The 24,216-nt window shown below is 59.3% G+C and carries 23 protein-coding genes; 11 read left to right on the forward strand and 12 right to left on the reverse strand.

Annotated elements, in window-relative coordinates:
- Nucleotides 1-564: 564 nt before the first annotated feature.
- The 3 genes from J7E41_RS05000 to J7E41_RS05010 all read right to left on the reverse strand — a co-directional run bounded on the left by J7E41_RS05000 (nt 565) and on the right by J7E41_RS05010 (nt 1,562).
- Nucleotides 565-1,032 (reverse strand): inhibitor of vertebrate lysozyme family protein, encoded by a 468-nt coding sequence (locus J7E41_RS05000; RefSeq protein WP_214990561.1) that lies wholly within the window; start codon nt 1,030-1,032, stop codon nt 565-567.
- A gap of 2 nt (nt 1,033-1,034) precedes the next feature.
- Nucleotides 1,035-1,199, reverse strand: a complete 165-nt coding sequence (locus tag J7E41_RS05005) for a DUF1328 domain-containing protein (RefSeq protein ID WP_003170804.1) — start codon at nt 1,197-1,199, stop codon at nt 1,035-1,037.
- 78 nt (nt 1,200-1,277) lie between these two features.
- Nucleotides 1,278-1,562, reverse strand: a complete 285-nt coding sequence (locus J7E41_RS05010) for a hypothetical protein (RefSeq protein WP_214990562.1) — start codon at nt 1,560-1,562, stop codon at nt 1,278-1,280.
- Between the two features lie 416 nt (nt 1,563-1,978).
- Here J7E41_RS05010 and algB point away from each other — a divergent pair, with 416 nt between their 5' ends.
- Together algB and J7E41_RS05020 are read left to right on the forward strand one after the other, a co-directional pair.
- Nucleotides 1,979-3,325 (forward strand): sigma-54-dependent response regulator transcription factor AlgB, encoded by a 1,347-nt coding sequence (gene algB / locus J7E41_RS05015; protein WP_214990564.1) that lies wholly within the window; start codon nt 1,979-1,981, stop codon nt 3,323-3,325.
- A 10-nt stretch (nt 3,326-3,335) separates the two neighbouring features.
- Nucleotides 3,336-5,123, forward strand: coding sequence for a KinB sensor domain-containing domain (locus J7E41_RS05020; RefSeq protein WP_214990566.1), 1,788 nt, complete (start codon nt 3,336-3,338; stop codon nt 5,121-5,123).
- 8 nt (nt 5,124-5,131) lie between these two features.
- On the opposite strand, the gene J7E41_RS05025 is transcribed toward J7E41_RS05020, so the two are convergent.
- The 6 genes from J7E41_RS05025 to J7E41_RS05050 form a co-directional block, all read right to left on the reverse strand.
- Entirely contained in the window at nt 5,132-5,908 is a 777-nt protein-coding gene (locus tag J7E41_RS05025; RefSeq protein WP_214990568.1) for an N-acetylmuramoyl-L-alanine amidase, read from the reverse strand.
- A gap of 100 nt (nt 5,909-6,008) precedes the next feature.
- Nucleotides 6,009-8,120 carry a GGDEF domain-containing protein gene (locus J7E41_RS05030; protein WP_214990570.1) on the reverse strand — a complete coding sequence of 704 codons (2,112 nt, stop codon included), beginning with the start codon at nt 8,118-8,120 and terminating at the stop codon, nt 6,009-6,011.
- On the reverse strand, nt 8,117-8,995 hold the full coding sequence (locus J7E41_RS05035; RefSeq protein ID WP_214990572.1) for an endonuclease/exonuclease/phosphatase family protein: 879 nt from the start codon (nt 8,993-8,995) through the stop codon (nt 8,117-8,119). The genes J7E41_RS05030 and J7E41_RS05035 overlap by 4 nt, the downstream gene beginning before the upstream one ends.
- Nucleotides 8,996-9,005: 10 nt before the next feature.
- Nucleotides 9,006-9,641 (reverse strand): thiol:disulfide interchange protein DsbA, encoded by a 636-nt coding sequence (gene dsbA, locus J7E41_RS05040; protein WP_214990574.1) that lies wholly within the window; start codon nt 9,639-9,641, stop codon nt 9,006-9,008.
- A gap of 191 nt (nt 9,642-9,832) precedes the next feature.
- Nucleotides 9,833-10,438, reverse strand: coding sequence for a c-type cytochrome (locus tag J7E41_RS05045; protein ID WP_214990575.1), 606 nt, complete (start codon nt 10,436-10,438; stop codon nt 9,833-9,835).
- A 33-nt stretch (nt 10,439-10,471) separates the two neighbouring features.
- Nucleotides 10,472-10,774 carry a c-type cytochrome gene (locus tag J7E41_RS05050; protein ID WP_214990577.1) on the reverse strand — a complete coding sequence of 101 codons (303 nt, stop codon included), beginning with the start codon at nt 10,772-10,774 and terminating at the stop codon, nt 10,472-10,474.
- Nucleotides 10,775-10,966: 192 nt separating this feature from the next.
- Here J7E41_RS05050 and yihA point away from each other — a divergent pair, with 192 nt between their 5' ends.
- Entirely contained in the window at nt 10,967-11,608 is a 642-nt protein-coding gene (yihA, locus tag J7E41_RS05055) for a ribosome biogenesis GTP-binding protein YihA/YsxC (protein ID WP_214990579.1), read from the forward strand.
- 277 nt (nt 11,609-11,885) lie between these two features.
- Here yihA and polA read toward each other — a convergent pair whose 3' ends face one another.
- Nucleotides 11,886-14,693, reverse strand: a complete 2,808-nt coding sequence (gene polA, locus J7E41_RS05060; protein WP_214990581.1) for a DNA polymerase I — start codon at nt 14,691-14,693, stop codon at nt 11,886-11,888.
- 74 nt (nt 14,694-14,767) lie between these two features.
- Here polA and J7E41_RS05065 point away from each other — a divergent pair, with 74 nt between their 5' ends.
- Both J7E41_RS05065 and J7E41_RS05070 read left to right on the forward strand, forming a co-directional pair.
- The gene (locus J7E41_RS05065; protein WP_214990583.1) at nt 14,768-15,058 is read left to right on the forward strand and encodes a DUF2782 domain-containing protein; all 291 of its coding nucleotides are present in this window, start codon (nt 14,768-14,770) and stop codon (nt 15,056-15,058) included.
- A gap of 56 nt (nt 15,059-15,114) precedes the next feature.
- Nucleotides 15,115-16,068: a homoserine kinase gene (locus J7E41_RS05070; protein WP_214990585.1), complete on the forward strand. Its 954-nt coding sequence runs from the start codon at nt 15,115-15,117 to the stop codon at nt 16,066-16,068.
- Between the two features lie 136 nt (nt 16,069-16,204).
- Here J7E41_RS05070 and J7E41_RS05075 read toward each other — a convergent pair whose 3' ends face one another.
- Nucleotides 16,205-17,134 carry a zinc ABC transporter substrate-binding protein gene (locus J7E41_RS05075; RefSeq protein WP_214990587.1) on the reverse strand — a complete coding sequence of 310 codons (930 nt, stop codon included), beginning with the start codon at nt 17,132-17,134 and terminating at the stop codon, nt 16,205-16,207.
- A gap of 58 nt (nt 17,135-17,192) precedes the next feature.
- Between J7E41_RS05075 and zur the strand changes: the two genes are divergently transcribed.
- The 4 genes from zur to J7E41_RS05095 are packed head-to-tail and all read left to right on the forward strand — an operon-like array spanning nt 17,193 to nt 19,998.
- Nucleotides 17,193-17,675 carry a zinc uptake transcriptional repressor Zur gene (gene zur, locus J7E41_RS05080; RefSeq protein ID WP_435304113.1) on the forward strand — a complete coding sequence of 161 codons (483 nt, stop codon included), beginning with the start codon at nt 17,193-17,195 and terminating at the stop codon, nt 17,673-17,675.
- A complete protein-coding gene (gene znuC / locus J7E41_RS05085) occupies nt 17,675-18,460 on the forward strand; it encodes a zinc ABC transporter ATP-binding protein ZnuC (RefSeq protein WP_214990589.1) in 786 nt (261 codons plus the stop codon). Before zur ends, znuC begins: the two co-directional genes overlap by 1 nt.
- Nucleotides 18,453-19,241, forward strand: coding sequence for a zinc ABC transporter permease subunit ZnuB (gene znuB / locus J7E41_RS05090; RefSeq protein ID WP_169357212.1), 789 nt, complete (start codon nt 18,453-18,455; stop codon nt 19,239-19,241). Before znuC ends, znuB begins: the two co-directional genes overlap by 8 nt.
- A gap of 37 nt (nt 19,242-19,278) precedes the next feature.
- Entirely contained in the window at nt 19,279-19,998 is a 720-nt protein-coding gene (locus J7E41_RS05095; protein ID WP_214990591.1) for a PA5502 family lipoprotein, read from the forward strand.
- 115 nt (nt 19,999-20,113) lie between these two features.
- Here J7E41_RS05095 and katE read toward each other — a convergent pair whose 3' ends face one another.
- Nucleotides 20,114-22,255 carry a catalase HPII gene (katE, locus tag J7E41_RS05100; RefSeq protein WP_214990593.1) on the reverse strand — a complete coding sequence of 714 codons (2,142 nt, stop codon included), beginning with the start codon at nt 22,253-22,255 and terminating at the stop codon, nt 20,114-20,116.
- 266 nt (nt 22,256-22,521) lie between these two features.
- On the opposite strand from katE, the gene J7E41_RS05105 reads away from it, so the two are divergent.
- Nucleotides 22,522-23,529, forward strand: coding sequence for a methionine ABC transporter ATP-binding protein (locus J7E41_RS05105; RefSeq protein WP_169357209.1), 1,008 nt, complete (start codon nt 22,522-22,524; stop codon nt 23,527-23,529).
- Entirely contained in the window at nt 23,529-24,203 is a 675-nt protein-coding gene (locus J7E41_RS05110) for a methionine ABC transporter permease (protein ID WP_155582256.1), read from the forward strand. Before J7E41_RS05105 ends, J7E41_RS05110 begins: the two co-directional genes overlap by 1 nt.
- The last annotated feature ends 13 nt before the right edge of the window (nt 24,204-24,216 follow it).

The following is a 24,216-nucleotide window of genomic DNA, read 5'->3' on the forward strand; positions in this document are numbered from 1 at the left end:
CTATTCCGATGCACGGAGGCGACGTCTAATGCCGTAAACGCCTACCCTATGCCGAATCGGCATGAAGTTTTTTGTCCGAACGGTCAGTTCAAATACGACATTTCGGCAGGCATACCTGCCGTGAACCAGCCATTTCAGGCTCGCTCAGGGATTTTAGAAAATTTATATCGGGCGATAAAAACTTGTGAAAATTCCTATGCATACCATCAGAAAAGTCCTCTGGTGGGGCGCAAACTTTCTCGATAGATGGTCGCCTGGAAACACCAAGAAATGGTTGGGATGAAGCAAAAGGGGAATTTGCAGCTAAGAACGGCATGAGATATGAGCTGCATGAGAGCAGCAAGCCCGTCGCAAGTTCAACAAGCCACCGGGCTTGTGAACTTGCGTCGCAGCTTTTCTCCTGACCCGGCCCTTGCGCAGGCACCCCCTGTACCCGTAGGTCGCGCCGATCCAGCTTGATCAGTGCAACCCGGCCCCTTGGTCATGCATCACCTTTATAGAGTGGTGCAAACAGAAAGAAGCGGTGGGCTTCTTTCCAGGTATGCCAGGCCCGTCAGACGGAGCCTAATACCAATTCGGATCTTTCTTCAGTTGCTCTTTAAGCAACCCTTGCATGCCTTCGTCCGGCTTACCGAGGAAACGGTATTCGGCATGCCGTGTCGGGGATTTATCCGCTGGCAGGCCGGCAGGCACTTCCACCAACATCCCATAGGCATGTTTCTTGTCGAAGCTGACGGCCACAATCAAGCGTTTGCTCAGACAGGTCTGCTCGGTTTCACAGAGCGGTCCTACCAAATACTGATTGCCATCTTCAGTCACAGCGTTCATTTGCTCGGCGGAGCCCGAGAGGTTCATGACCCACTCAGGCAGGCGCTCTTCCTTCTTGACCACGCCCTGCCAGGTTTCGCGGTATTGCGGGTCCGCACCCAGCAGTTCGTTGACCCTGGACTGGCCGTCATTGGCCGCCATGGCCAGGCCACTGCCGCCCAACAACAGGACGGCAGCTACAGCTTTAAGAGACGAATTGAACATATTCAGCCTCGGCCACGACGACCAAAAAAGAAAGACGCGATGAACATCACCAGGAAGACCACAAACAGAATCTTGGCGATACCCGTGGCGGTGCCCGCGATACCACCGAAGCCCAGGACTGCAGCCACAATGGCGATGATCAGAAATGTGATTGCCCAACTCAACATGGTGATTCTCCTTTCGCTTCTTTAGAGGTAACAGCGGTGCAACCTTGCAGGTACTCAACTCGAGCAACCGCTTCATGCCTAGAACACCCAACGCTCCTGATAAGGCAGGTCATCCAGGGCCGAGCCTTGGTCAACCGTCATCAATTGCGGGGCTGTCACGTCGGCGGCGGTGCTGCCAACAGAACGGAAATGGGTCTGAGTCATCATCGGATGCTCGAACTGCGCAACAGGCGGCTGACTCTGTTTCCAATGCTGCACCTGCTGACCACCGATCAAGGTCACCATCAATGCCAGACTGGCAAACAGGCCTTGCTGCAAGCGCAGCGGCGATACATGCAATTGGCTGAAGCTTTGGCGAGTCATCCTGAATCTCTCCGCATTCTGATTATTCGTTTTAGCTCGTAGGCTGTTTCATTGCCCAGCGATGCTTGCAAAAGGACTATTGCAGTCCGCATGCCAGTTTTTTAATGAGATAAAAATCAATAAAATCAATAGGTTATTATCAATGTGATTTTCATCTTACGAGCATCCTGCACGATGCCCCTTTCCATACCGTGCGAAATGCACGATGGTCAGTGGTCGGATCAAGGGATAGGAAACGGTGTCTCGAATGCCGGAATGGCACAGGGATGCTTGTACGCTCTCAATCGGCCCCTTCGAGGAGCCGTCGCAGATAGCGGGGCAGTGGGGGCATTTAATCAATCAGAATAAACCATGCAACTTGCCCGATTATTCCGGGACTAAACAAGATCATTCATTTTTAAGGGAGCGCGGGACAGATGGAATCAGCCAAGGAACTTCAAGGCCGCATTCTTTTAGTGGATGACGAGTCCGCGATCCTTCGCACCTTCCGCTACTGCCTGGAAGATGAAGGCTACACCGTAGCCACTGCCAACAGCGCCGCCCAGGCCGATGCCTTGCTGCAACGCCAAGTGTTCGACTTGTGCTTCCTGGACTTGCGTCTGGGGGAGGACAACGGCCTCGATGTGTTGGCGCAAATGCGCATCCAGGCGCCGTGGATGCGCGTGGTGATTGTCACTGCCCATTCGGCCGTCGACACAGCCGTCGACGCCATTCAAGCCGGAGCTGCCGATTATCTGGTCAAGCCGTGCAGCCCTGATCAGTTGCGCCTGGCCACCGCCAAACAACTGGAAGTACGCCAGCTCTCGGCCCGCCTGGAAGCACTGGAAGGCGAAGTGCGCCAACCCAAGGATGGCCTCGACTCCCACAGCCCGGCGATGATGGTGGTGCTGGAAACCGCGCGCCAAGTGGCGAGCACTGACGCCAATATCCTGATCCTCGGCGAGTCCGGCACCGGTAAGGGTGAGCTGGCCCGGGCGATCCATGGTTGGAGCAAACGCGCGAAGAAGTCCTGCGTCACCATCAACTGCCCGTCCCTGACAGCAGAGCTAATGGAAAGCGAACTCTTCGGTCACAGCCGCGGCGCCTTTACCGGCGCCAGCGAAAGCACCCTGGGTCGGGTTAACCAGGCCGATGGCGGCACGCTTTTTCTCGATGAAATCGGCGATTTTCCCCTCACGTTGCAGCCAAAGTTGTTACGTTTTATCCAGGACAAGGAATACGAGCGCGTCGGCGACCCGGTCACTCGCCGTGCTGATGTACGGATCCTGGCAGCCACCAACCTGAACCTGGAAGACATGGTCCGTGACGGGCGTTTCCGCGAAGATTTGCTGTATCGCTTGAACGTCATCACCTTGCACCTGCCACCGCTGCGCGAACGCAGCGAAGACATCCTCACCCTCGCCGACCGATTCCTTGCGCGCTTCGTCAAGGAATATGCCCGGCCGGCCAGGGGTTTCAGCGATGAGGCGCGGGAAGCACTGCTCAACTACCGCTGGCCAGGCAACATCCGCGAGCTGCGTAACGTAGTGGAGCGAGCCAGCATCATCTGCGCTCAAGAGAAGGTTGAGCTCAGCCACCTTGGGATGGCCGAGCAGCCGACCAATAACGCCCCCCGCATCGGTGCGGCGTTGAGCCTGGACGAACTGGAGAAAGCCCATATCGGCGCGGTCCTGGCCACCAGCGATACCCTTGACCAAGCGGCCAGAACCCTCGGCATTGATGCGTCGACGCTGTACCGCAAACGCAAACAATACAACCTGTGAGCTGCACCCTATGAAGCTTGCGATGAAACTGCGCACTCGGTTGTTTTTGAGTATTTCAGCGCTGATCACCGTTGCCCTGCTGGGATTGTTGCTGGGCCTGGTGAGCGTCATGCAAATGGCCCAGACCCAGGAGTCGCTGATCCGCAGCAATTTCATCACCCTGGACCTTGGGCTCAAACTGCGTCAGACCTTGGGCGACCAGTTGATCATGATGCTCAACGAGCATCCGGACCAGGCCGCGCTGCAAGCCTCAAAACAGCAATATTTCGACCTGCTGGACCAAGGGATCGCCCACGAACAGAGTGACGGGAAGAGCAGCGGGTTCACCCAGGCACGCACGGACTACCTGAACTTCCTGAAGGCTTTCGATGAGCCCCATCAAGCCTCACCGGCGCTGGGCAACAACGACAAGCTCACCGACACCTTCAACGTGTTGCGCAACGGCCTGATCGCCGAGCACAAGGGCGCCCTGGAAAACATCAACGACACCGAGCACAAGTCCCGGGAACGCGCCCTGCTGATTGCCGGCCTGCTGGGGCTGGTCGGCATCGCGGTGCTGATCATCGGCTTTGTCACGGCCCACGGCATTGCCCGGCGTTTTGGCGGGCCGATCGAGGCACTGGCCAAGGCCGCCGACAAGATCAGCCAGGGCAACTTTGAGGTGACGCTGCCTATTTCCTCCGCCGCAGAGATGAACCTGCTGACCCGACGCTTTGGCATCATGGCTGAAGCCTTGCGCCAGCATCAGGTAACCAATGTCGATGAGCTGCTCGCAGGGCAACAACGTCTGCAGGCGGTGCTCGACAGCATCGACGATGGTTTGCTTATGATCGACCGCCAGGGCCGGTTGGAACACCTTAATCCGGTGGCTCAGCGCCAGTTGGGCTGGGACGAGCATCGACTGGGCCAAGGCCTGGGTGAGGCGCTGGAGCGTCCTGAACTGGATGAACAGCTGCATCTGGTCCTGCGCGGGGGCAATCTGGAACGAGCGCCCGAGGACCTGGAAGTGGAAGTCGAGGGTGAACTGCGCCTGCTGACCTACAGCCTGACACCGGTCAGCCACACCCAAGGGCATATCCTGGGGGCAGTGATGGTGCTGCACGACGTCACCGAACAACGCGCTTTCGAGCGGGTGCGCAGCGAATTTGTATTACGCGCCTCCCACGAGCTACGTACACCGGTCACCGGTATGCACATGGCGTTCGGTCTGTTCCAGGAACGGGCAAAGTTTCCTCCCGAGTCTCGCGAAGCTGACCTGCTGAGCACGGTCAATGAAGAAATGCAGCGCCTGATGCAACTGATCAACGACTTGCTCAACTTCTCGCGCTACCAGAACGGCTTGCAGAAGCTCACCCTGGCGCCCTGCGATATCACTGATCTGCTTGAACAGGCCCGCGCGCGTTTCGCCGAACAGGCGAATGCCCAAAACATCGAACTGCTGGTGGAGGTGCAATCCCGGGTGCCGAGACTGCATGCCGATCAGACGCAGCTGGAACGCGTCCTCGATAACCTGCTGGGCAACGCCCTGCGCCATACCGCTGAAGGTGGGCAAATCCATCTACAAGCACGTCGTCACGGGGAGCGGGTGATCGTCAGCGTCGAGGACAACGGCGAAGGTATCGCCTATGGCCAACAGGGGCGGATCTTCGAACCCTTCGTTCAGGTGGGCCGCAAGAAAGGCGGTGCCGGCCTGGGCCTCGCGCTGTGCAAGGAGATCGTGCAACTGCATGGCGGGCGCATGGGGGTCTATTCGCGGCCAGGGCAGGGCACACAGTTTTATATGGCCCTGCCGCTATAGGCTTTTTGCTACGGCTGATTCAACGCCCGCAAGATCGCCGCGCTCTCGGCATCCGGCGTCCCATCGAACAGCGATGCCCGGAAATGCATCTGGAACGCCGCCAGTACATGGCGCGTCGCCACGTCCAGCTCACCTGTCTGCGGCGTCGGGTAGCCTAATCGCGCCAACTCCTCCTGGAACCAGGTAATGCTCGGTAGCTGACTCGCGTACTGTGCCTTATAGCGAGCGACTGCCTGAGCGTTCGGCCAGACCCCAAGCCCCTCGTCAGCCAGGCGCTTCCAGGGGAACAACGGCCCCGGGTCCAGCTTGCGCAGCGGGGCGATGTCGCTATGGCCAATAATGTTTCGCGGGTCGATCTTGTTACGCTTGCTGATGTCCTTGAGCAAGACCACCAGCGACTGGACCTGAGCTTCGGAATAGGGGTACCAGACACGGCCCGTCGGTGTATCGCGATACCCGGGGTTAACGATCTCGATCCCGATGGAACTGGAGTTGAGCCAGGTGCGGCCCATCCACTCACTTTCCCCGGCATGCCAGGCGCGCTGACTTTCATCTACCAGCTTATAGATGGTGGCGGACGCATTATCACCGATCAGGTAATGACTACTGACCTGACCATGGGTCAATAACGCCAGTGAACGCTCAAGGGAGGCAGAGGTGTAGTGCACGATGACAAACTGCACACGGTTGTCGTGGTTCACCGAAGGGTGGCTGGTATCCAGGCGAGGGCCGCTCGCGCAACCGGCAAGCATCAGAAACAGAAGGGCAGAACACAGAAATTTCATGGCAGAAGACGGTACGCTTAAAGACGATAATGCAACAGTGTAACGTACCGTTTGCTGCCAAACCTCCAAATGCGGGCTTTTAAACAAAATGGAACATTTTTCAGGCGGCCTGCACCTGATTGCGCCCCGCCGCCTTGGCCCGATACAGCGCCTCGTCGGCGCGCTTGAGGGCCAATTCACTGCGCTCCCCCGACTGAAACTGCGCCATGCCGATGGACACAGTGATCGTCACCGGTTCGCCCTTGAAGTGAAATGGGCACGCTTCGATGGCTGCACGCAGGGTTTCACCCAACGCGAGTGCGTCGGCCAGGCTTGATTCCGACATGAGCAGGACAAACTCCTCACCACCAAAACGCGCGATAAAATCCGTAGGCCGCAGGCGCTTGCGTAACACATTAGCGATGATTTTCAGCACCTTGTCGCCGGCCAAATGGCCGTAGCCGTCGTTGATACGCTTGAAGTGATCCAGGTCAAGCATGGCCAGCGACAGGCTGTTACCACGCTGGTGCCAGGCGTTGACCTCATGTTCCAGGCGCTCGCTCCAGGCCGCACGATTGGGCAACCCTGTGAGTGGATCAATCAAGGCCTTCTGGCGCTGCACCTCAAGGTGTTCGCGATAGCCCTGAGCCTCTTGCTCCATGTTCGCGACCCGTTCCGCCAGCCCCTGCAAACGCGCGGCGACCTCCTGCTCGCGCTGGTCACGCTGCTGCTGATGCTGATCCATGGTGCCCAACAGGCCTTCAAGGTGGCTTTCCAGTACATGCTTGAGGCTTTCCAGGTCGGCGGCGTCTTGAACACTGCTTTGCAAGCCATCCACCTGCTCGCGGATTTGCGTATCCAGCTCCCGCGCTGCCGAGCGACCGTCTGCGTGGCCATCACTGGCCGCCTGCAAATTGCTCTGGAACGCCTCAAGCCGACCATTGAGTTGCTTGAGGTAGGCTTCGAACTCGTGCTGGCCGCTGTCGGTAACCGCCAGCATCAACACGGCCAGATCATCAAGGATTGGCAGCAACTCGTACCAGTTCAGCCCATGAGCCAGTCGCTCGCGCATCGCTTCGGCCTGGGGCCGGTGACGCTCGGGCAAGGACAAGTCTTCCAGCAAACCCAGCAGAGTGTCTTCGATATGCTTGGCCACCGAGCTGTAGGAAGGCTCGGGAGAGTCCGGCAAAGCGTATTGCAATACTTCAGGATTGAGGTCTTCCGACTCGTCGGCCAGGACCGGCGGCAAGGACAGACTACCGATAGCCGTGAACTCCGGCGTGCTGACCTGAACCGCAGGCGCTGAAACCATCGCAGCCAGAGCACTTTCGGGTACCGGCTCATCCGTTTCGTCGGCGCCTTGTTCGGCCTTCAGGGACTCGAGGGTTTCTGGCAGTGCTTCAAGAACTGGCGCAGGAGGCACGATGTTTATCGGCGGGGAGAGTACGAATGCTTCGTTGGCGACCTCGGCAGCCTCTACCACCGCAGGGCGCTCAGCCTCGGGCGCAGGTGCTTGGGCAGGCGTGGGAGCAGGTGCAGCCTCTGATAACGGAACAAAAGCCCGCAACGCTTGCGTCAGCTCCACCGACTGCGGAGGGGGTTCTGGCGCAGTCACAAGCTTCGCAGTGTTGCTCACCGCAACCGCCGGCGCCTCCACTGGATGGCGCGACAGTGCTGCCGGCTTAGCGTCCAGCACCTCTGCGTCAGCCTCCTTTGCGCCAAACAAGCGTTGCAACAACCCTGGACGACTGGACTCGCTCTCCGGCTCCAGCTTATCTAACGCCTGCCCCTGAAGACCACTCAACTCGCTGAGCAGCAACGGAATCTCCCGCGCCTGGCCCACCCGGCTGTCCAGTTGCTTGGCAAACGCCTTGAGCGGACGACTGACCTCACGAGGCAGCGGCAGCGCCTGCAACTGTGTCACCAGCGCAGTGAGCGCGGTGCCGATCTGATCAACCCGGGTTTCTCGACGTTGCTCGGAGTCCAGCACCGCTTTTTCCAGGCGCGGTAACAAAGCGGCCAAACCGGCGTCCATGTCGTCAGTGCGAACAACATCACGCATTTCCTTCATGCATTGATCAACCGCCCGGTCGGTGCCCTCAGCCGCCAATGTGCTGCGCACCAGCCCCCGACGCAACAGGTCGAGGCGGGCAGCCCAGCGGCGCTCGAGCTTGTCTTGTTGCTCGACGCTTAACAGGTATTTTTCTTTCCAGCGCTGGGCGTCGTCGCTCATGCAAGGGATCCGCGAGGGCCGGGGCTCAACGCGGGTAATGCATCAGCCGTGAGCGAACCTGGCAGACGAATCTCTACCGCGACCGGCAGGTGATCGGAGATGGGCTGCGCCAGCACCTGCACACGTTCGAGCGTCAGGGTCGGGCTTAGCAGGATATGGTCAAGACAACGTTGCGGGCGCCAACTGGGGAACGTGGCCTCGACTTGTGGAGCCAACAGCCCAAGGTCGCGCAACGGGGAATTCTGCAGCAGGTCGCTGGCATGGGTGTTCATGTCACCCATCAGCACCTGGTGTTTGTAACCGCCAATCAACTCTCGGATGTAGGCCAGTTGCATAGTGCGGGTTCGAGCCCCCAGCGCCAGATGCATCATCACCACCACCAACGCCTCGGGGCCTTCACCGAAACGTACGAGAATCGCCCCTCGGCCCTTGGGGCCCGGCAACGGGTGATCCTCGATCGCCCATGGCTTCAAGCGGCTGAGCACACCATTGCTGTGCTGCGCCAGGCGGCCGAGGTTGCGATTGAGTTGTTGATACCAGTAAGGAAATGCACCCAGCTGAGCAAGATGCTCGACCTGATTAACGTAGCCGGAACGCAGGCTGCCACCATCGACTTCCTGCAAGGCTACCAAGTCGAAGTCACCCAAGAGATCGCCAATCTTTTGCAGATTACCGGCACGCCCATTGTGGGGCAGCAAATGCTGCCAGCCCCGAGTCAGGTAATGCCGGTATTTCTCGGTACTGATCCCCACCTGGATATTGAAGCTCAGCAGGCGCAACCGGCTGTCTGCCGGCAAGCCTGTGGATTCCAGGTGGTGTTCGTTGACCTGCGGGTCATGCAGACCAACCACACGTTCAGTACCCCAGCGGCGCATGACGGGCCCCTTACTTGGCTGCGCGCTCTTTGGCGATCAGCTGGTCGGCAACGTTCAGGGTCTCTTCCGGACCACCGGTGGTACCCAGGTCAAAGCGGTACTTGCCGTTGACGATCATGGTTGGAACGCCTTGCACGCCGTATTTCTGAGCGAGTTCCTTGGCCTGTTTGATCTGGCCCTGGATGGCGAAAGAGTTGAAAGTCGCCAGGAACTTGTCCTTGTCGACGCCTTGGGTGGCGACGAAATCAGCCATTTCATCTGGCTTGGTCAGGCGCTTGCCTTCTTTCTGAATGGCATTGAACACCGCGTTGTGGACCTTTTGCTCAACACCCATGGCTTCCAGGGTCAGGAACAACTGGCCGTGAGCATCCCAAGGGCCGCCGAACATGGCTGGAATACGCTTGAAATTCACGTCCGATGGCAGCTTCTCGGCCCAAGGGTTGATGGTCGGCTCAAACGCGTAGCAATGCGGGCAGCCATACCAGAACAGCTCCACGACTTCGATCTTGCCCGGCACAGAAACCGGTACAGGATTGGCCAATTCAACGTAGGTTTTACCGGCTTCAAGCGGCACGTCGGCAGCTTGTGCGGTCATGCCGAAGAGGCTGGCCGTGACGAGAGCGGCGCTGAGGATCAGATTACGCATGCTTTACTCCTGGACAAATAAAGTCGCCTCGCGCGACCTTTATTCAGACAGGTCTACACGGGCATGAGTTCGTTAGTGTAACGGCAGCGGCCACAAAAAAGGGCGGCCAAAGCCACCCTTTTTATGCTCGCATCGACAGATTAATCGAGCGTTAACGTTGCAAGAGATGTGATCCCCTGCAACGCCCGGCCTTAGTGCAGGCCCTGAATGTACTGGGACACCGCTTCGATGTCCTTGTTACTCAATTTACCCGCGATGCTCTGCATGATCTTGGTATCGCCGTCGTTGGTACGGTTACCTTCGCGGAAGTCGGTCAGTTGCTTGCCCACATACTGGGCGTGCTGGCCGCTCAAGTGCGGGAAGCCTGCAGCGGCAAGGCCGGCGCCATTAGGCGAGTGGCAACCGATGCACGAAGGCATGCCTTTTTCCAGGTTGCCGCCACGGAACAACTCTTCGCCGTGCGCCACCAGCTTGGGATCCGCTGCGCCAACGCTGCCCTTCTGGCTGGCGTAATACGATGCAATATCCGCCAGGTCCTGATCGCTGAGATTGGTCAGCAAGCCGGTCATTTCCAGGACCGTACGCTTGCCGTCCTTGATGTCGTGCATCTGCTTGGTCAGGTAACGCTCGCCCTGGCCCGCCAGTTTGGGAAAGTTTGGCGCCGGGCTGTTGCCATCCGGTCCATGGCAAGCACCACATACGGCGGCTTTCGCCTGGCCAGCAGTGGCGTCGCCTGCAGCATGGGCAACACCGGTGATGCCCAAGGTCAACAGCAGACTCACGATCAGTTTGTTCATCAGCTAATCCAACTACGGCTAAGGGTTATAGAGTTATGGACCGGGTTTGCTCGCCATCAAACGAATGATGGCCTGGTAATCCTCGGTACTGCAGTCCATGCATAAACCACGCGGCGGCATCGCCTTGAAACCCTGGGTCACGTGTTGCACCAACGTCTCCATGCCTTGTGCCAATCTTGGCGCCCAAGCTGCCTGGTCACCCCGTTTGGGGGCGGTTGGCAGTTGTCCGGCATGGCAGGCCACGCAAACACGGTTGTACACAGCTTCCGGATCCTGTGTAGCCTGAGCGCTGTAAAGCGGTATCAGGACACCGACAGCTAGCAGCCACTTGGTCATGCAACAACCTTTTCAGGGTTTGAGAGCGTTTTGCGTTCTAATGCGCAATAAAGGTCTATCGCTCCCGTGAACTTCATCCTTCGCTGGGACAAAGCACACACAAAATCTGCGGCATTATATACTGGCGCTACTGAAACGGAAACGACACCGCTTGCCGCACCTACTCCCGGCACCGCCCACATCGGAAATCTCATGCAACTCAAGAACCCCATCCTCGGCCTGTGCCAACAGTCCACCTTCATGCTCAGCGCCGCCAAAGTCGACCAATGCCCCGATGACGAAGGCTTTGAAGTCGCCTTCGCCGGGCGTTCCAACGCCGGCAAATCCAGCGCGCTGAACACCCTGACCCATGCCAGCCTGGCGCGCACCTCGAAAACGCCAGGGCGCACACAGCTGCTCAACTTCTTCAAGCTAGACGATGATCGGCGTCTGGTCGACCTGCCGGGCTACGGTTATGCAAAAGTACCCATCCCGCTGAAGCTGCACTGGCAGCGTCACCTGGAAGCCTATCTGGGTGGCCGGGAGAGTTTGAAGGGTTTGATTCTGATGATGGACATCCGTCATCCAATGACCGACTTCGACCTGTTGATGCTCGACTGGGCCGTCGCCAGCGGCATGCCGATGCACATTCTGCTGACCAAGGCCGACAAGTTGACCTACGGCGCAGCGAAAAATACCTTGCTCAAGGTACAGACCGAAATTCGTAAAGGCTGGGGCGACGCGATCACCATCCAATTGTTCTCGGCGCCAAAACGCATGGGCCTGGAAGAGGCCTACACCGTGCTGGCAGGCTGGATGGAACTGGCGGACAAGGGTTCTGAAGCAGCAGAATAAAAAGCTTCAGGCAAAAAAAACCCCGGACTTCGTATGGGGAGGGAAGTTCGGGGTACAAGTTCCGGACCGCTAGGGTAAGGTCCAGATATCTGCCAACACTTAACACAACATAGGAGCATTGAAGGGCTTCACCACCCATTCAGTAACTCTGAGTGACCTTTCGCGGGTTAAGTTCCGGCAGGCCAGAAAAAACTATTGGCAATAAGGCTCGGCGATTACCGACCTAAAGCACTGCCAAGCGTTTGCCGCGACATGATGCCGCGGCAAAGCGGGGCTCTTAGTGCGCCTCGTCCCAGTTATTGCCCACTCCGACTTCCACCAGCAACGGCACATCCAGCTTCGCGGCACCACTCATGTGCTCGCGAATCTTCTCGCTGACTTCGGCCACCAGATCCTCACGGACCTCAAGCACCAGTTCATCGTGCACTTGAAGGATGACCTTGGCATCCAGGCCTGACGCCGTCAGCCAGTCATCCACTTTGACCATTGCCTTCTTGATGATATCCGCCGCAGTGCCCTGCATCGGCGCGTTGATCGCCGTACGCTCTGCGCCAGCGCGCTCCTGAGGCCTGTTGGAGTGAATGTCCGGCAAATACAGCCGGCGCCCGAACAACGTTTCGACGTAACCCTGATCAGAGGCCTGGGCGCGGGTGCGTTCCATATATTCGCGAACCCCGGGATAGCGGGCAAAGTAGACATCGATATAAGCCTTGGCCGTCTTGGTGTCGACGCCGATGTCCTTGCCCAGCTTCTGCGCGCCCATACCGTAGATCAGGCCAAAGTTGATCGCCTTGGCGCTGCGACGTTGATCGGACGTGACCTCCCCCAGCTCAACCTTGAACACCTCGGCCGCCGTGGCCGTGTGAACATCCAGATTGTCGCGGAACGCATTCAGCAAACCTTCATCCTTGGACAGGTGCGCCATGATGCGCAGCTCAATCTGCGAATAGTCCGCCGCCAGCAACTTGTAGCCCTTGGGGGCGACGAAGGCCTGACGGATCCGTCGGCCTTCCGCGGTACGCACCGGAATGTTCTGCAGGTTCGGATCGCTGGAGGACAGGCGCCCGGTCGCAGCCACGGCCTGATGGTACGAGGTGTGAATACGTCCGGTACGTGGGTTGATCTGCTCAGGCAACCGGTCGGTATACGTGCTTTTCAACTTGCTCATGCTGCGGTACTGCATCAGCACCTTGGGCAGCGGATAGTCATCTTCGGCCAACTTGGCCAGTACTTCCTCGGCGGTGGAGGCTTGGCCCTTGCCGGTCTTCTTCAGTACCGGCAGTCCCAGCTTTTCGTAGAGAATCGCCCCCAGCTGCTTGGGCGAGCCGAGGTTGAATTCCTCACCAGCGATCTCAAACGCCTCACGCTCCAGCGCCACCATCTTGTTGCCCAGCTCGATGCTCTGGACACCCAGCAGCTCGGCATCTACCAGGGCGCCCTGGCGCTCGATGCGGGCCAACACCGGGACCAACGGCATCTCGATGTCCGTCAACACGCTGGCCAGGCTCGGCAGGGCCGTGAGCTGTTCGTAGAGTGCCTGGTGCAAGCGTAGGGTCACATCGGCGTCTTCTGCCGCATAAGGGCCAGCCTGCTCAAGAGGAATCTGGTCGAAGGTCAGTTGCTTGGCACCCTTGCCAGCGATGTCCTGGAAGCTGACCGTGTCATGGTCCAGGTACATTTTCGCCAGGCTGTCCATGTCGTGCCGGGTCGCGGTGGAGTTCAACACGTAGGATTCGAGCATGGTGTCGAAGGCAATACCGCGCACGGTGATGCCACATGCTGGGTCACCGCCGATGGCGCAGTTGGCCAGAATGTTCATGTCGAACTTGGCGTGCTGGCCGACCTTGAGTTTTTGCGGGTCCTCCAACAGCGGCTTCAAAGCCAGCAGCACGGTGTCCCGGTCCAACTGATCCGGCACGCCAATGTAGGAATGGGTCAACGGGATGTAGGCCGCTTCATTGGCTTGCACGGCAAAAGACACACCCACCAGCTGTGCTTGCTGGGCGTCGATCCCGGTGGTTTCGGTATCGAAGGCAAACAACTTCGCGTCGTTGAGCTTCTTCAACCAGACGTCAAATCGAGCCTGGTCGAGGATGGTTTCGTACACAGGCTCGACAGAAACCGTCGCACCCGCTTCAACAACCGTTTCCACAACGGCAGAAGCCACCGGAGCAGCCTCGGCAACCGCTTTCAGCTCGACACGCTTGGCGTCGCGCTGAATCTCTTCGTACCAACTCTTGAATTCAAGCAGGGTGTAAAGCTCAAGCAGCTTTTCACGATCAGGCTCGATCAGGTGCAAATCTTCCAGCCCCACGTCCAGCGGCACATCGATCTTGATGGTCGCCAACTGATAGGAGAGGAAAGCCATCTCCTTGTGCTCTTCAAGCTTGGCCGGCAGGGTCTTGGCCCCCCGGATCGGCAGGGTCGGAACGATGTCGAGCTGCTCATAGAGCTCCTTCAAACCACCGTTGACGCCCACCAGCAAGCCGGAAGCGGTCTTCGGACCAATGCCGGGAACGCCTGGGATGTTGTCGGACGAATCCCCCATCAGCGCCAGATAGTCGATGATCTGCTCGGGAGCGACACCGAATTTCTCCTTCACGCCCTCAATGTCCATGGCGCTACCGGTCATGGTATTGACCAAGGTAATGTGCCCGTCCACCAGTTGCGCCATGTCCTTGTCACCGGTGGAGATCACCACCGGCCGGTCGGCGGCCGCACTGCTGCGGGCCAGAGTGCCGATCACGTCGTCGGCCTCGACGCCTTCGACGCACAGCAGCGGGAAGCCCAGGGCGATCACGCTTTGGTGCAGCGGCTCGATCTGCAGGCGCATGTCATCGGGCATGCTCGGGCGGTTGGCCTTGTATTCGGCGTACATCTCATCGCGAAATGTCCCGCCCTTGGCATCAAACACCACCGCGAACGGACTGTTCGGGTACTGCTTGCGCAGGCTTTTGAGCATGTTCAACACGCCCTTGACCGCACCGGTCGGCAGGCCTTTGGACGTGGTCAGTGGTGGCAACGCGTGGAAGGCGCGGTACAGGTATGAAGAACCGTCCACCAGGACGAGGGGGGCTTGGCTCATGAGCAGGATCAACCTTTTCGGCGGGTCAGGCGCTAGAATAGCCGGACCAATGACGACAAAGGGACAAGGTTATCATGCGCACACTAAATCGCTTGTTGCTGACGGGCTTGATTGCATTCGTTCCACTGGCTGCCGTCGCGGCAGACACTGCGCCTTCAGCAGGTCCGGAAGTAACCATCCGCACCGAAGGCGACAAAACGATCCAGGAATACCGCCAAAACGGCTTCCTGTATGCGATCAAGGTCACCCCAAAGGGAGCACCACCGTATTTTCTGGTGCGCGCGGACGGAACCGATGCGAACTTCATTCGCTCGGACCAGCCGGATATGCTGATCCCGTCATGGAAGATCTTCGAATGGAAATGATTTCTTAACTTAAACCGGCGCTGCGCCCTGCAGCGCCCGTAATGGCAGTTTTAACCATGTCTGTGTTCACCCCCCTGGCTCGGCCCGAGCTGGAAACCTTTCTTGCCCCTTACGGGCTCGGCCGCCTGCTCGACTTCCAGGGGATTGCCGCCGGTAGCGAAAACACCAATTTCTTTATCAGTCTAGAACAGGGCGAGTTTGTTCTGACCCTGGTAGAACGTGGCCCGGTGCAGGAAATGCCGTTCTTCATCGAGCTGTTGGACGTGCTCCACGACGCCAACCTGCCGGTGCCTTACGCCCTGCGCACCACCGACGGCGTGGCCCTGCGAGAACTCGCCGGCAAACCGGCACTGCTACAACCGCGCCTGGCCGGCAAGCACATCAAAGACGCCAACGCCCAGCATTGCGTGCAAGTGGGCGAATTGCTCGGCCACCTGCACCTGGCCACTCAAGGCACGAAAGTGCTGGAACGCAAAACCGACCGCGGGCTGGATTGGATGCTCAGCGAAGGCGCGCAACTGATCTCGCACTTGGACGAGGAGCCCCGGCGCCTGCTGCAAGACGCTCTGGACGAGATCGAGCAGCACAAGGCGCAGATCCTCGCACTGCCCCGGGCCAATATCCACGCCGACCTGTTTCGCGACAACGCGATGTTCGAAGGCACGCACCTGACCGGGCTGATCGACTTCTACAACGCCTGCTCCGGGCCGGAGCTGTACGACGTGGCCATTGCCTTGAATGACTGGTGTTCGGACACCAACGGCGTGATCGACGGGCAACGGGCACGAGCGTTGTTGGGGGCATATGCCGGACTGCGACCGTTTACCGCGAAGGAAGCGCAGCTGTGGCCGACGATGTTACGGGTGGCATGCGTGCGGTTCTGGCTGTCACGGCTGATCGCGGCTGAATCCTTTGCCGGCCAGGACGTGCTGATTCATGACCCGGCTGAGTTTCAGCAGCGCTTGGCGCAACGCCAGCAGGTCAATACGCCACTGCCGTTTGCCTTGTAAGCAATAGAACAAGTGTACTCGGTCAAAATGTGGGAGCGGGCTTGCTCGCGAAAGCGGTGGATCAGTCAACATATCCGGCGACTGGCCCACCGCTTTCGCGAGCAAGCCCGCTCCCACATTTGGCTTGTGCTGTGGCTTACAACGACTCCAGGCAGCCCGCCAGGTCATTCCCCAACTTCTCCAACACCTGCTCATACCCTTGGGCCGTGGCCGGGGTGTAGCCGCCGAGCGCGTCCAGTTCCGCCAGTTTCACGGGCAAACCGGCGACGAGCGTCTCCGCCAGACGCGGGCGCAACGGCGGTTCGCTGAATACGCAGGTCTTGCCGACCTCCTGCAAGCGCGTCCGCATCGCCGCCACATGCTGGGCACCGGGCTGCACCTCCGCCGCAACGCTGAACACACCGGTATGTTTGAGGCCGTAGGCGTTTTCGAAATAATCGAACGCTTCATGGAACACAAAGTAAGGTTTGCCGGCAACATCCGCCATCCGGGCTTTCAAGCGAGCATCCAGCGCATCCAGGCGGCCATCAAAGGCTTTCACGTTGCTCTGATAACGCTCCGCGTTGGCTGGATCAACGGCGCTAAGGTCCGCTGCCATGCGGGCAGCAATCACCCGGGCATTAACCGACGACAACCACAAATGCGCATCCAGGCTGCCTGGACGGTGATCGTGATCATGTTCGTCGGCATCTTCGGCATGAGAGTGGCTATCTTCGGTAAAGCGACGGAGTTTCATCCCAGGAAGATCCTGCACCGCTACCGTTGGCAAGCTGCGACCTTTCAATACGCGCGGCAGAAAGCTTTCCATGTCCGGCCCGATCCAATACAGCAGATCGACCGACTGCACACGCCGTACGTCGGAAGGACGCAGCGCGTAGTTATGCGGCGACGCGCCCGGCGGCAACAACACCTCTGGAATCGCCACCCCGTCCTGTACGGCGGCGGCGATCAATTGCAGGGGCTTGATGCTGGTCAGCACCCGAACCTCAGCCTGAGCAGCCCCCGTAATGAATAAACTGGTGACAAATACGACAAAAATGGGAAAAAGTCTGGACACGATGACCACTCAAGGAGGCAGGAACAGGTAACATAATAACGTCTCTCACAAATATCTGTCGCCGCTCATGCCTAAAACACCGCTTGCCAGCCGTCCCCATGACCACTCTCACTGCGTGCATACCGCGCTGTCGGAGGCCGATGCCCTGTGCGCACGTCAAGGCCTGCGCCTGACCGCCCTGCGCCGTCGGGTGCTGGAACTGGTCTGGCAGAGCCACAAGCCTCTGGGGGCCTACGACATCCTCGGCGTGCTCAGCGAGCAGGACGGCCGCCGCGCCGCGCCGCCGACGGTTTACCGAGCGCTGGATTTCCTGCTGGAAAACGGTCTGGTACACCGTATCTCCTCGCTCAACGCCTTCGTCGGCTGCAATCACCCGGAGCACGCCCACCAGGGCCAGTTCCTGATCTGCCGCGAATGCCACGCCGCCATCGAGCTTGAACAAAAAAGCATCAGCGACAGCATCATCAAGAGCGCTGCCGAAGTCGGCTTCAAGGTCGAAGGGCAAACCGTCGAAGTGGTCGGCATCTGCTCGGGTTGCCAGGGGGCTTGATGAGCACTGCGCTAATCCGCCTGGAGCAAGTCGGGGTCACGTTCGCCGGGCAAAACGTGCTGGATAACATTGCGCTAAGCGTCGAGCCGGGGCAGATCGTCACCCTGATCGGTCCCAACGGTGCCGGCAAGACCACGCTGGTACGCGCCGTACTGGGCCTGCTCAAGCCCGACAGCGGCAGTGTCTGGCGCAAGCCGAAGCTGCGGGTCGGCTATATGCCGCAAAAGCTGCACGTCGATCCGACCTTGCCGCTGTCGGTACTGCGTTTTCTGCGCCTGGTGCCTGGCGTGGACCGTGCCCGCGCACTGTCCGCCCTCAAGGAAGTCGGTGCCGAGCAGGTCATCGACAGCCCGGTGCAAAGCATCTCCGGTGGCGAAATGCAGCGTGTGCTGCTGGCCCGCGCCCTGTTGCGCGAACCGGAATTGCTGGTACTCGATGAGCCCGTACAAGGCGTCGACGTCGCCGGCCAGGCCGAGCTGTACAGCCTGATTACCCGGCTGCGAGACCGCCACGGCTGCGGCGTACTGATGGTTTCCCACGATTTGCACCTGGTGATGAGCACTACCGACCAGGTGGTGTGCCTCAATCGCCATGTGTGCTGCTCCGGCCACCCGGAACAAGTCAGCGGCGATCCGGCCTTCGTCGAACTGTTCGGCAAGAACGCCCAGAGCCTGGCGATTTATCACCACCACCACGATCACGCCCATGACCTGCATGGCGCCGTGGTCAACGACACATCCGCCTCCCACACTCACGTTCATGGAGATAGCTGCAAGCATGGCTGATTTTCTGCTCTACGCCCTGCTGGCAGGCTTGGCTCTGGCATTGGTGGCGGGCCCGCTGGGCTCGTTCGTGGTCTGGCGGCGCATGGCTTATTTTGGCGACACCTTGTCCCACGCAGCACTGCTGGGTGTGGCCATGGGCTTTCTGCTGGATGTCAGCCCGACCATCGCCGTCACCGTCGGCTGCCTGCTGCTAGCGGTGCTGCTGGTGACCCTGCAACAGCGCCAGCCGCTGGCCTCCGATACATTGCTGGGGATATTGGCACCAAGCACCCTGTCGCTGGGCCTGGTGGTGCTGAGCTTCATGCACGAAGTGCGGATCGACCTGATGGGCTACCTGTTCGGCGATCTGCTGGCGATCAGCCCAACGGACCTGGCCTGGATCCTCGGCGGCAGCGCGGCAGTGCTGGTGCTGTTGGTGGCCCTGTGGCGCCCGTTACTGGCCATCACCGTCCACGAAGAACTGGCCACTGTTGAAGGCTTGCCCGTAGCGGCGCTGCGCATGACCCTGATGTTGCTGATTGCCGTGGTGATTGCTGTCGCAATGAAGATTGTCGGCGTATTGTTGATCACGTCGCTGCTGATCATTCCCGCCGCTGCCGCCCAGCGTCACGCCCGTTCTCCGGAGCAAATGGCGATTGGCGCAAGCCTGCTGGGAATGCTTGCGGTGTGTGGTGGCCTGGCGCTGTCCTGGTTCAAGGACACCCCGGCCGGCCCGTCAATTGTGGTCACGGCGGCCGCACTGTTTCTGCTGAGTTTTGTCCTGCCCCGTCGTGGGGTGTAGACTTGCTCGCTTTTTGCGCAATTAGAGAGTCGCAGGAATGAAGCTGTTCACCTCCCGTTATCTGCTCCTTGCCGCATTTTCCCTGCTGCTGGGCGCCTGCCAAAGCACGCCGCCCGTGCCCCCTGAGGCCCCGGACTCACGGGCTTCGGCCATTGCGCAGCTGGAACAAAACCTGGCCAGCAGTGAGCTGGCCACCGCTGAAGACCAACTCACCGCACTGCAGGCTCAGTCCCCCAACGACCCGACGCTGGAGCCTTACCAGCGCCAATTGGCCGAAGCCTACTTGCAGCGCAGCCAGATCGTTCTGCAAAAAGGTGATGTCAACGCCGCCGCCACCGCTTTGAGCCGCGCCCGCGCATTGATGCCCAAGGCCCCAGCGCTGACCGGCGGCGTCAACAGTGCCATCGCCCACGCCCGTAAAGCGGAGCTGGATAAAGCCGAAGCTGCGTTGAAAGCCGCCGAAGCCCAGCCACCGGCCAAGGTCATCGACCCGACCGCTGAAAGCACCACAGTTGCGCTGAACCTCACCGATATCGCGGAATTGCGCCATCAACTGGATGCAATCGCTACCGATGTGGTGAATTACCAGTGTGACGTGAGCATCCAGGCTCCACGCACTCAGGACTACCCATGGTTGGCCACATTGCTGACCAAACGGGTAAAACGGATCGATTCGGGGTATGACCTGAAGATTCACCGGCAGATTCTGAAGAACATCCCGGCGCAAGTAGTCCTGATCCCGCGCAAGACTGAATAACGCCATTCGCGAGCAAGCCCCCACATTTCGAATTGTGAATACATTTCAAAATGTGGGGGCTGCGGTGCGACGATTCGACTTGCCTGCGATAGCGACCTAACAAACAACCGATGACTTAAGCCGGAACCGCCTTGGCCTTCGGCTCCCGATCCCAGACCCGATGCTGGGCAATCGCCGCAAAAAACGCCTTCAACGCCTTGGCATCCCCGCCGACAATCAAGCCCGCATCCGTCGTTAGCTTCAGCACATCCAGCAATTGCTTCGCCTCACCGGCCAAGGCAATCGCCTTCAAATGCTTGTACGCCTCCAACAAGTAATGCAACGCCACACCGTCGCCGCTCAACGCCTGCACCGACTTGGCTCCGCCCGGCACAAACACCGCGTCGAACGCTACCGACGGCAAGCCTTCCATGGACGCATCCACCGGCAAGCTCTTTCCATCCGCCGTGATCACCGGTGCCGACGTCGGCCCCAGCAGCTTGGCGTGAGCACCGTGGGCCAGCAATGCCTTCTTCAACGCGGCAATCGCTGCACCATCGACACCGTTGGCCGCCAGAATCGCGACTTTTCGCGTCTTGATGTCACCCGACAAGAGATTCGCCTGGCTTAGCGCCGGCGAGCGATCCGGGGACGTCTTGCGCTCTGGCACCGTACCTTTCTTCGGCACCGGCAGCCCCAGGTTCTGCGCCACACGCTTGGCCAATTCCAGATCGATATTGGCCAGGACCTCATTGACCTGCCGAGCCCGGATAAACTCACGCTCCACCTTGCCCAGTTCGAAGCTGTAGGCGGCGATGATGTGCTCCTGCTCAGGCTTGCTCATGCTGCGAAAGAACAACCGCGCCTGGGAGAAATGATCGCTGAACGACTCGCTGCGCTCACGAATCTTGTAGGCGTCAATGCGCTCCGGATAGGTTTCAAAGCCGCCATCCTGCGCCGCGGGCGGGGTTTCTTTTGGCCAGCCGCCATCAATCGAGTTCGGCTCGTAGGAAGCACGACCCTTGTCGATAGTGGTGCGGTGCATGGCGTCGCGCTGGCTGTTATGGAACGGCGTGACCGGCCGGTTGATCGGAAGCTCATGAAAATTCGGCCCACCCAGGCGGCTGATCTGCGTGTCGGTGTAGGAAAACAGCCGACCTTGCAGCAGCGGGTCATTGGAGAAGTCGATACCCGGCACGATATGCCCCGGGCAAAAGGCGACCTGCTCGGTTTCCGCAAAATAGTTATCCGGGTTGCGGTTGAGCACCATCTTGCCCAGCGGTGTGATGGGCACCAGCTCTTCGGGAATCAGCTTGGTGGGGTCGAGAATGTCAAAGTCGAACGTGTGTTCATCCTTTTCAGCAATGATCTGCACCCCCAGCTCCCATTCCGGGTAATCGCCACCTTCAATGGATTCCCACAGGTCGCGGCGGTGAAAGTCGGTGTCTTTACCGGCCAGCTTTTGCGCTTCATCCCACACCAGGGAGCAGGTACCCACCGTAGGACGCCAGTGAAATTTGACGAAATTGGACTGACCTTCGGCATTCACAAAACGGAAGGTGTGAACACCAAACCCCTGCATGCTTCGCAGGCTTTTTGGAATCGCCCGGTCAGACATGGCCCAGATCACCATATGTGCCGACTCTGGCTGCAGCGAAACAAAATCCCAAAACGTATCGTGAGCCGAGCCCCCGGTAGGTATCTCGTTGTGCGGTTCGGGTTTTACCGCGTGGACAAAGTCCGGAAACTTGATGGCATCTTGAATGAAGAACACCGGCATGTTGTTGCCCACCAGGTCGAAGTTGCCTTCCTCCGTAAAGAATTTCACGGCAAAGCCGCGCACATCTCGCACGGTATCGCCCGAACCTCTAGGGCCTTGTACGGTGGAAAAGCGAACGAACACCGGGGTTTTATGCCCCGGATCCCGCAGGAACCCGGCCTTGGTCAGGGCCGAATGATTGCTGTAGGACTGGAAATACCCATGGGCGCCCACACCGCGGGCATGCACGATGCGCTCGGGAATGCGCTCATGGTCAAAGTGCGTGATCTTTTCACGCATGATGAAGTCTTCCAGCAGCGAAGGCCCTCGGGAACCGACCTTCAACGTGTTCTGGTTATCGGAGACTTTTACGCCCTGGTTGGTACGCAGCGCCTGGCCCGTCGCATCAGAGCGAAATTTTTCCAGGCTTTGCAGCTTGGCATTGGTGTTGCCCCGGTCCAGGGTATCGGTACCTGCGAGTTCGCTCTTGGGCGGGGTCACTGGCTTTTTCGTGCTCATCAGACAAAAACTCCTCGTTTGCATTGGCCAGAGCGGTCTCCGGCTCGTTTGAGCAAAACCCAGGCACGGCACCCGGGAATTTCGAGTTGCCTAATTAGTGACTGATACGTTTTTGTACCGTTCCTTTTTTATGACCTTTGATCGCGTTATCGCCAAATCGCTGGTTGAATGCGAAATAAATGCTAAGAACCTCTATACGGACAGGCTAAAATGCGCGCCCGGCTAACCGCTGATCCCTTTTCAATGCGCCCCACAAGGTTCGCTACGTGATCGAGTTTCATAACGTCCATAAAACCTACCGGGTCGCCGGTAAGGATATCCCCGCCCTGCACCCCACCAGCCTGCGCGTCGAAAACGGCCAGGTGTTCGGCCTGATTGGCCACTCCGGTGCGGGAAAAAGTACCCTGCTGCGCCTGATCAATCGCCTGGAGCAACCCAGCGGTGGCCAGATCATGGTGGATGACGAAGAAGTCACCGCCCTGGATGCCAACGGCCTACGGCGTTTTCGGCAGCAGGTCGGGATGATCTTCCAGCACTTCAACCTGTTGGCATCCAAGACCGTCGCCGACAACGTGGCGCTGCCGCTGACCCTGGCGGGCGAGTTATCGCGCCGCGAGATTGACCAGCGTGTGGCTGAACTGCTGGAGCGGGTCGGCTTGTCGGACCACGCCAAGAAGTACCCGGCGCAGTTGTCTGGCGGCCAGAAGCAGCGCGTCGGCATCGCCCGCGCCCTGGCCACCAAGCCGAAAATCCTGCTGTGTGATGAAGCCACCAGCGCCCTCGACCCCCAGACCACCGCCTCGGTCCTGCAACTGCTGGCCGAGATCAACCGCGAGCTGAAGCTGACCATCGTGCTGATCACCCATGAAATGGACGTGATCCGCCGGGTCTGCGACCAGGTAGCCGTGATGGACGCTGGCGTGATCGTCGAGCAAGGTTCTGTAGCCGACGTCTTCCTGCACCCGAAGCACCCGACCACCAAGCGCTTCGTACAAGAAGCCGATCAGGTCGACGAAAGCGAACAGCGCGATGACTTCGCCCACGTACCCGGCCGCATCGTGCGCCTGACATTCCAGGGCGAAGCGACCTACGCACCGCTACTGGGTACCGTCGCGCGTGAAACAGGCGTGGACTACAGCATCCTCGCCGGCCGTATCGACCGCATCAAAGACATCCCCTACGGGCAATTGACCCTCGCCGTCACCGGCGGCGACATGGAGGCGGCGTTCGCCCGCTTCACCGCGGCAGACGTCCACATGGAGGTGCTGCGCTAATGGAGACCCTGTTGAGTTTTTTTGCCAACATCGACTGGTATGAAATCTGGCTCGCCACCGGTGACACCATGCTCATGCTCTTCGGTTCGCTGCTGTTCACCGTATTGCTGGGCCTGCCACTGGGCGTGTTGCTGTTCCTGTGCAGCCCACGCCAACTGTTCGAACAGAAAGGCCTGTACGCCCTGCTGTCGTTGATCGTGAACATCCTGCGCTCGCTGCCGTTCATCATTTTGCTGATCGTGATGATTCCGTTCACGGTACTGATTACCGGCACCTCCCTCGGGGTAGCGGGTGCGATTCCGCCACTGGTGGTCGGCGCGACGCCGTTCTTCGCGCGCCTGGTGGAAACCGCCCTGCGCGAAGTGGATCGCGGAATTATCGAAGCGACCCAGGCCATGGGCGCCAGCACTCGCCAGATCATCACCAATGCACTGCTGCCAGAGGCTCGCCCCGGTATTTTCGCAGCGATTACGGTGACGGCGATTACACTGGTTTCCTACACGGCCATGGCCGGCGTGGTGGGTGCAGGTGGCCTGGGTGACTTGGCGATCCGCTTTGGCTATCAGCGCTTCCAAACCGATGTGATGGTGGTCACCGTGGTGTTGCTGCTGATCCTGGTGCAAATTCTGCAAACCGTTGGCGATAAGCTAGTGGTGCACTTTTCTCGAAAATAACGGCTGTTGCCGG

The sequence above is a fragment of the Pseudomonas fluorescens genome (genome assembly GCF_018614655.1).
In the GTDB taxonomy this organism is placed as follows: Bacteria; Pseudomonadota; Gammaproteobacteria; order Pseudomonadales; family Pseudomonadaceae; genus Aquipseudomonas; species Aquipseudomonas fluorescens_BX.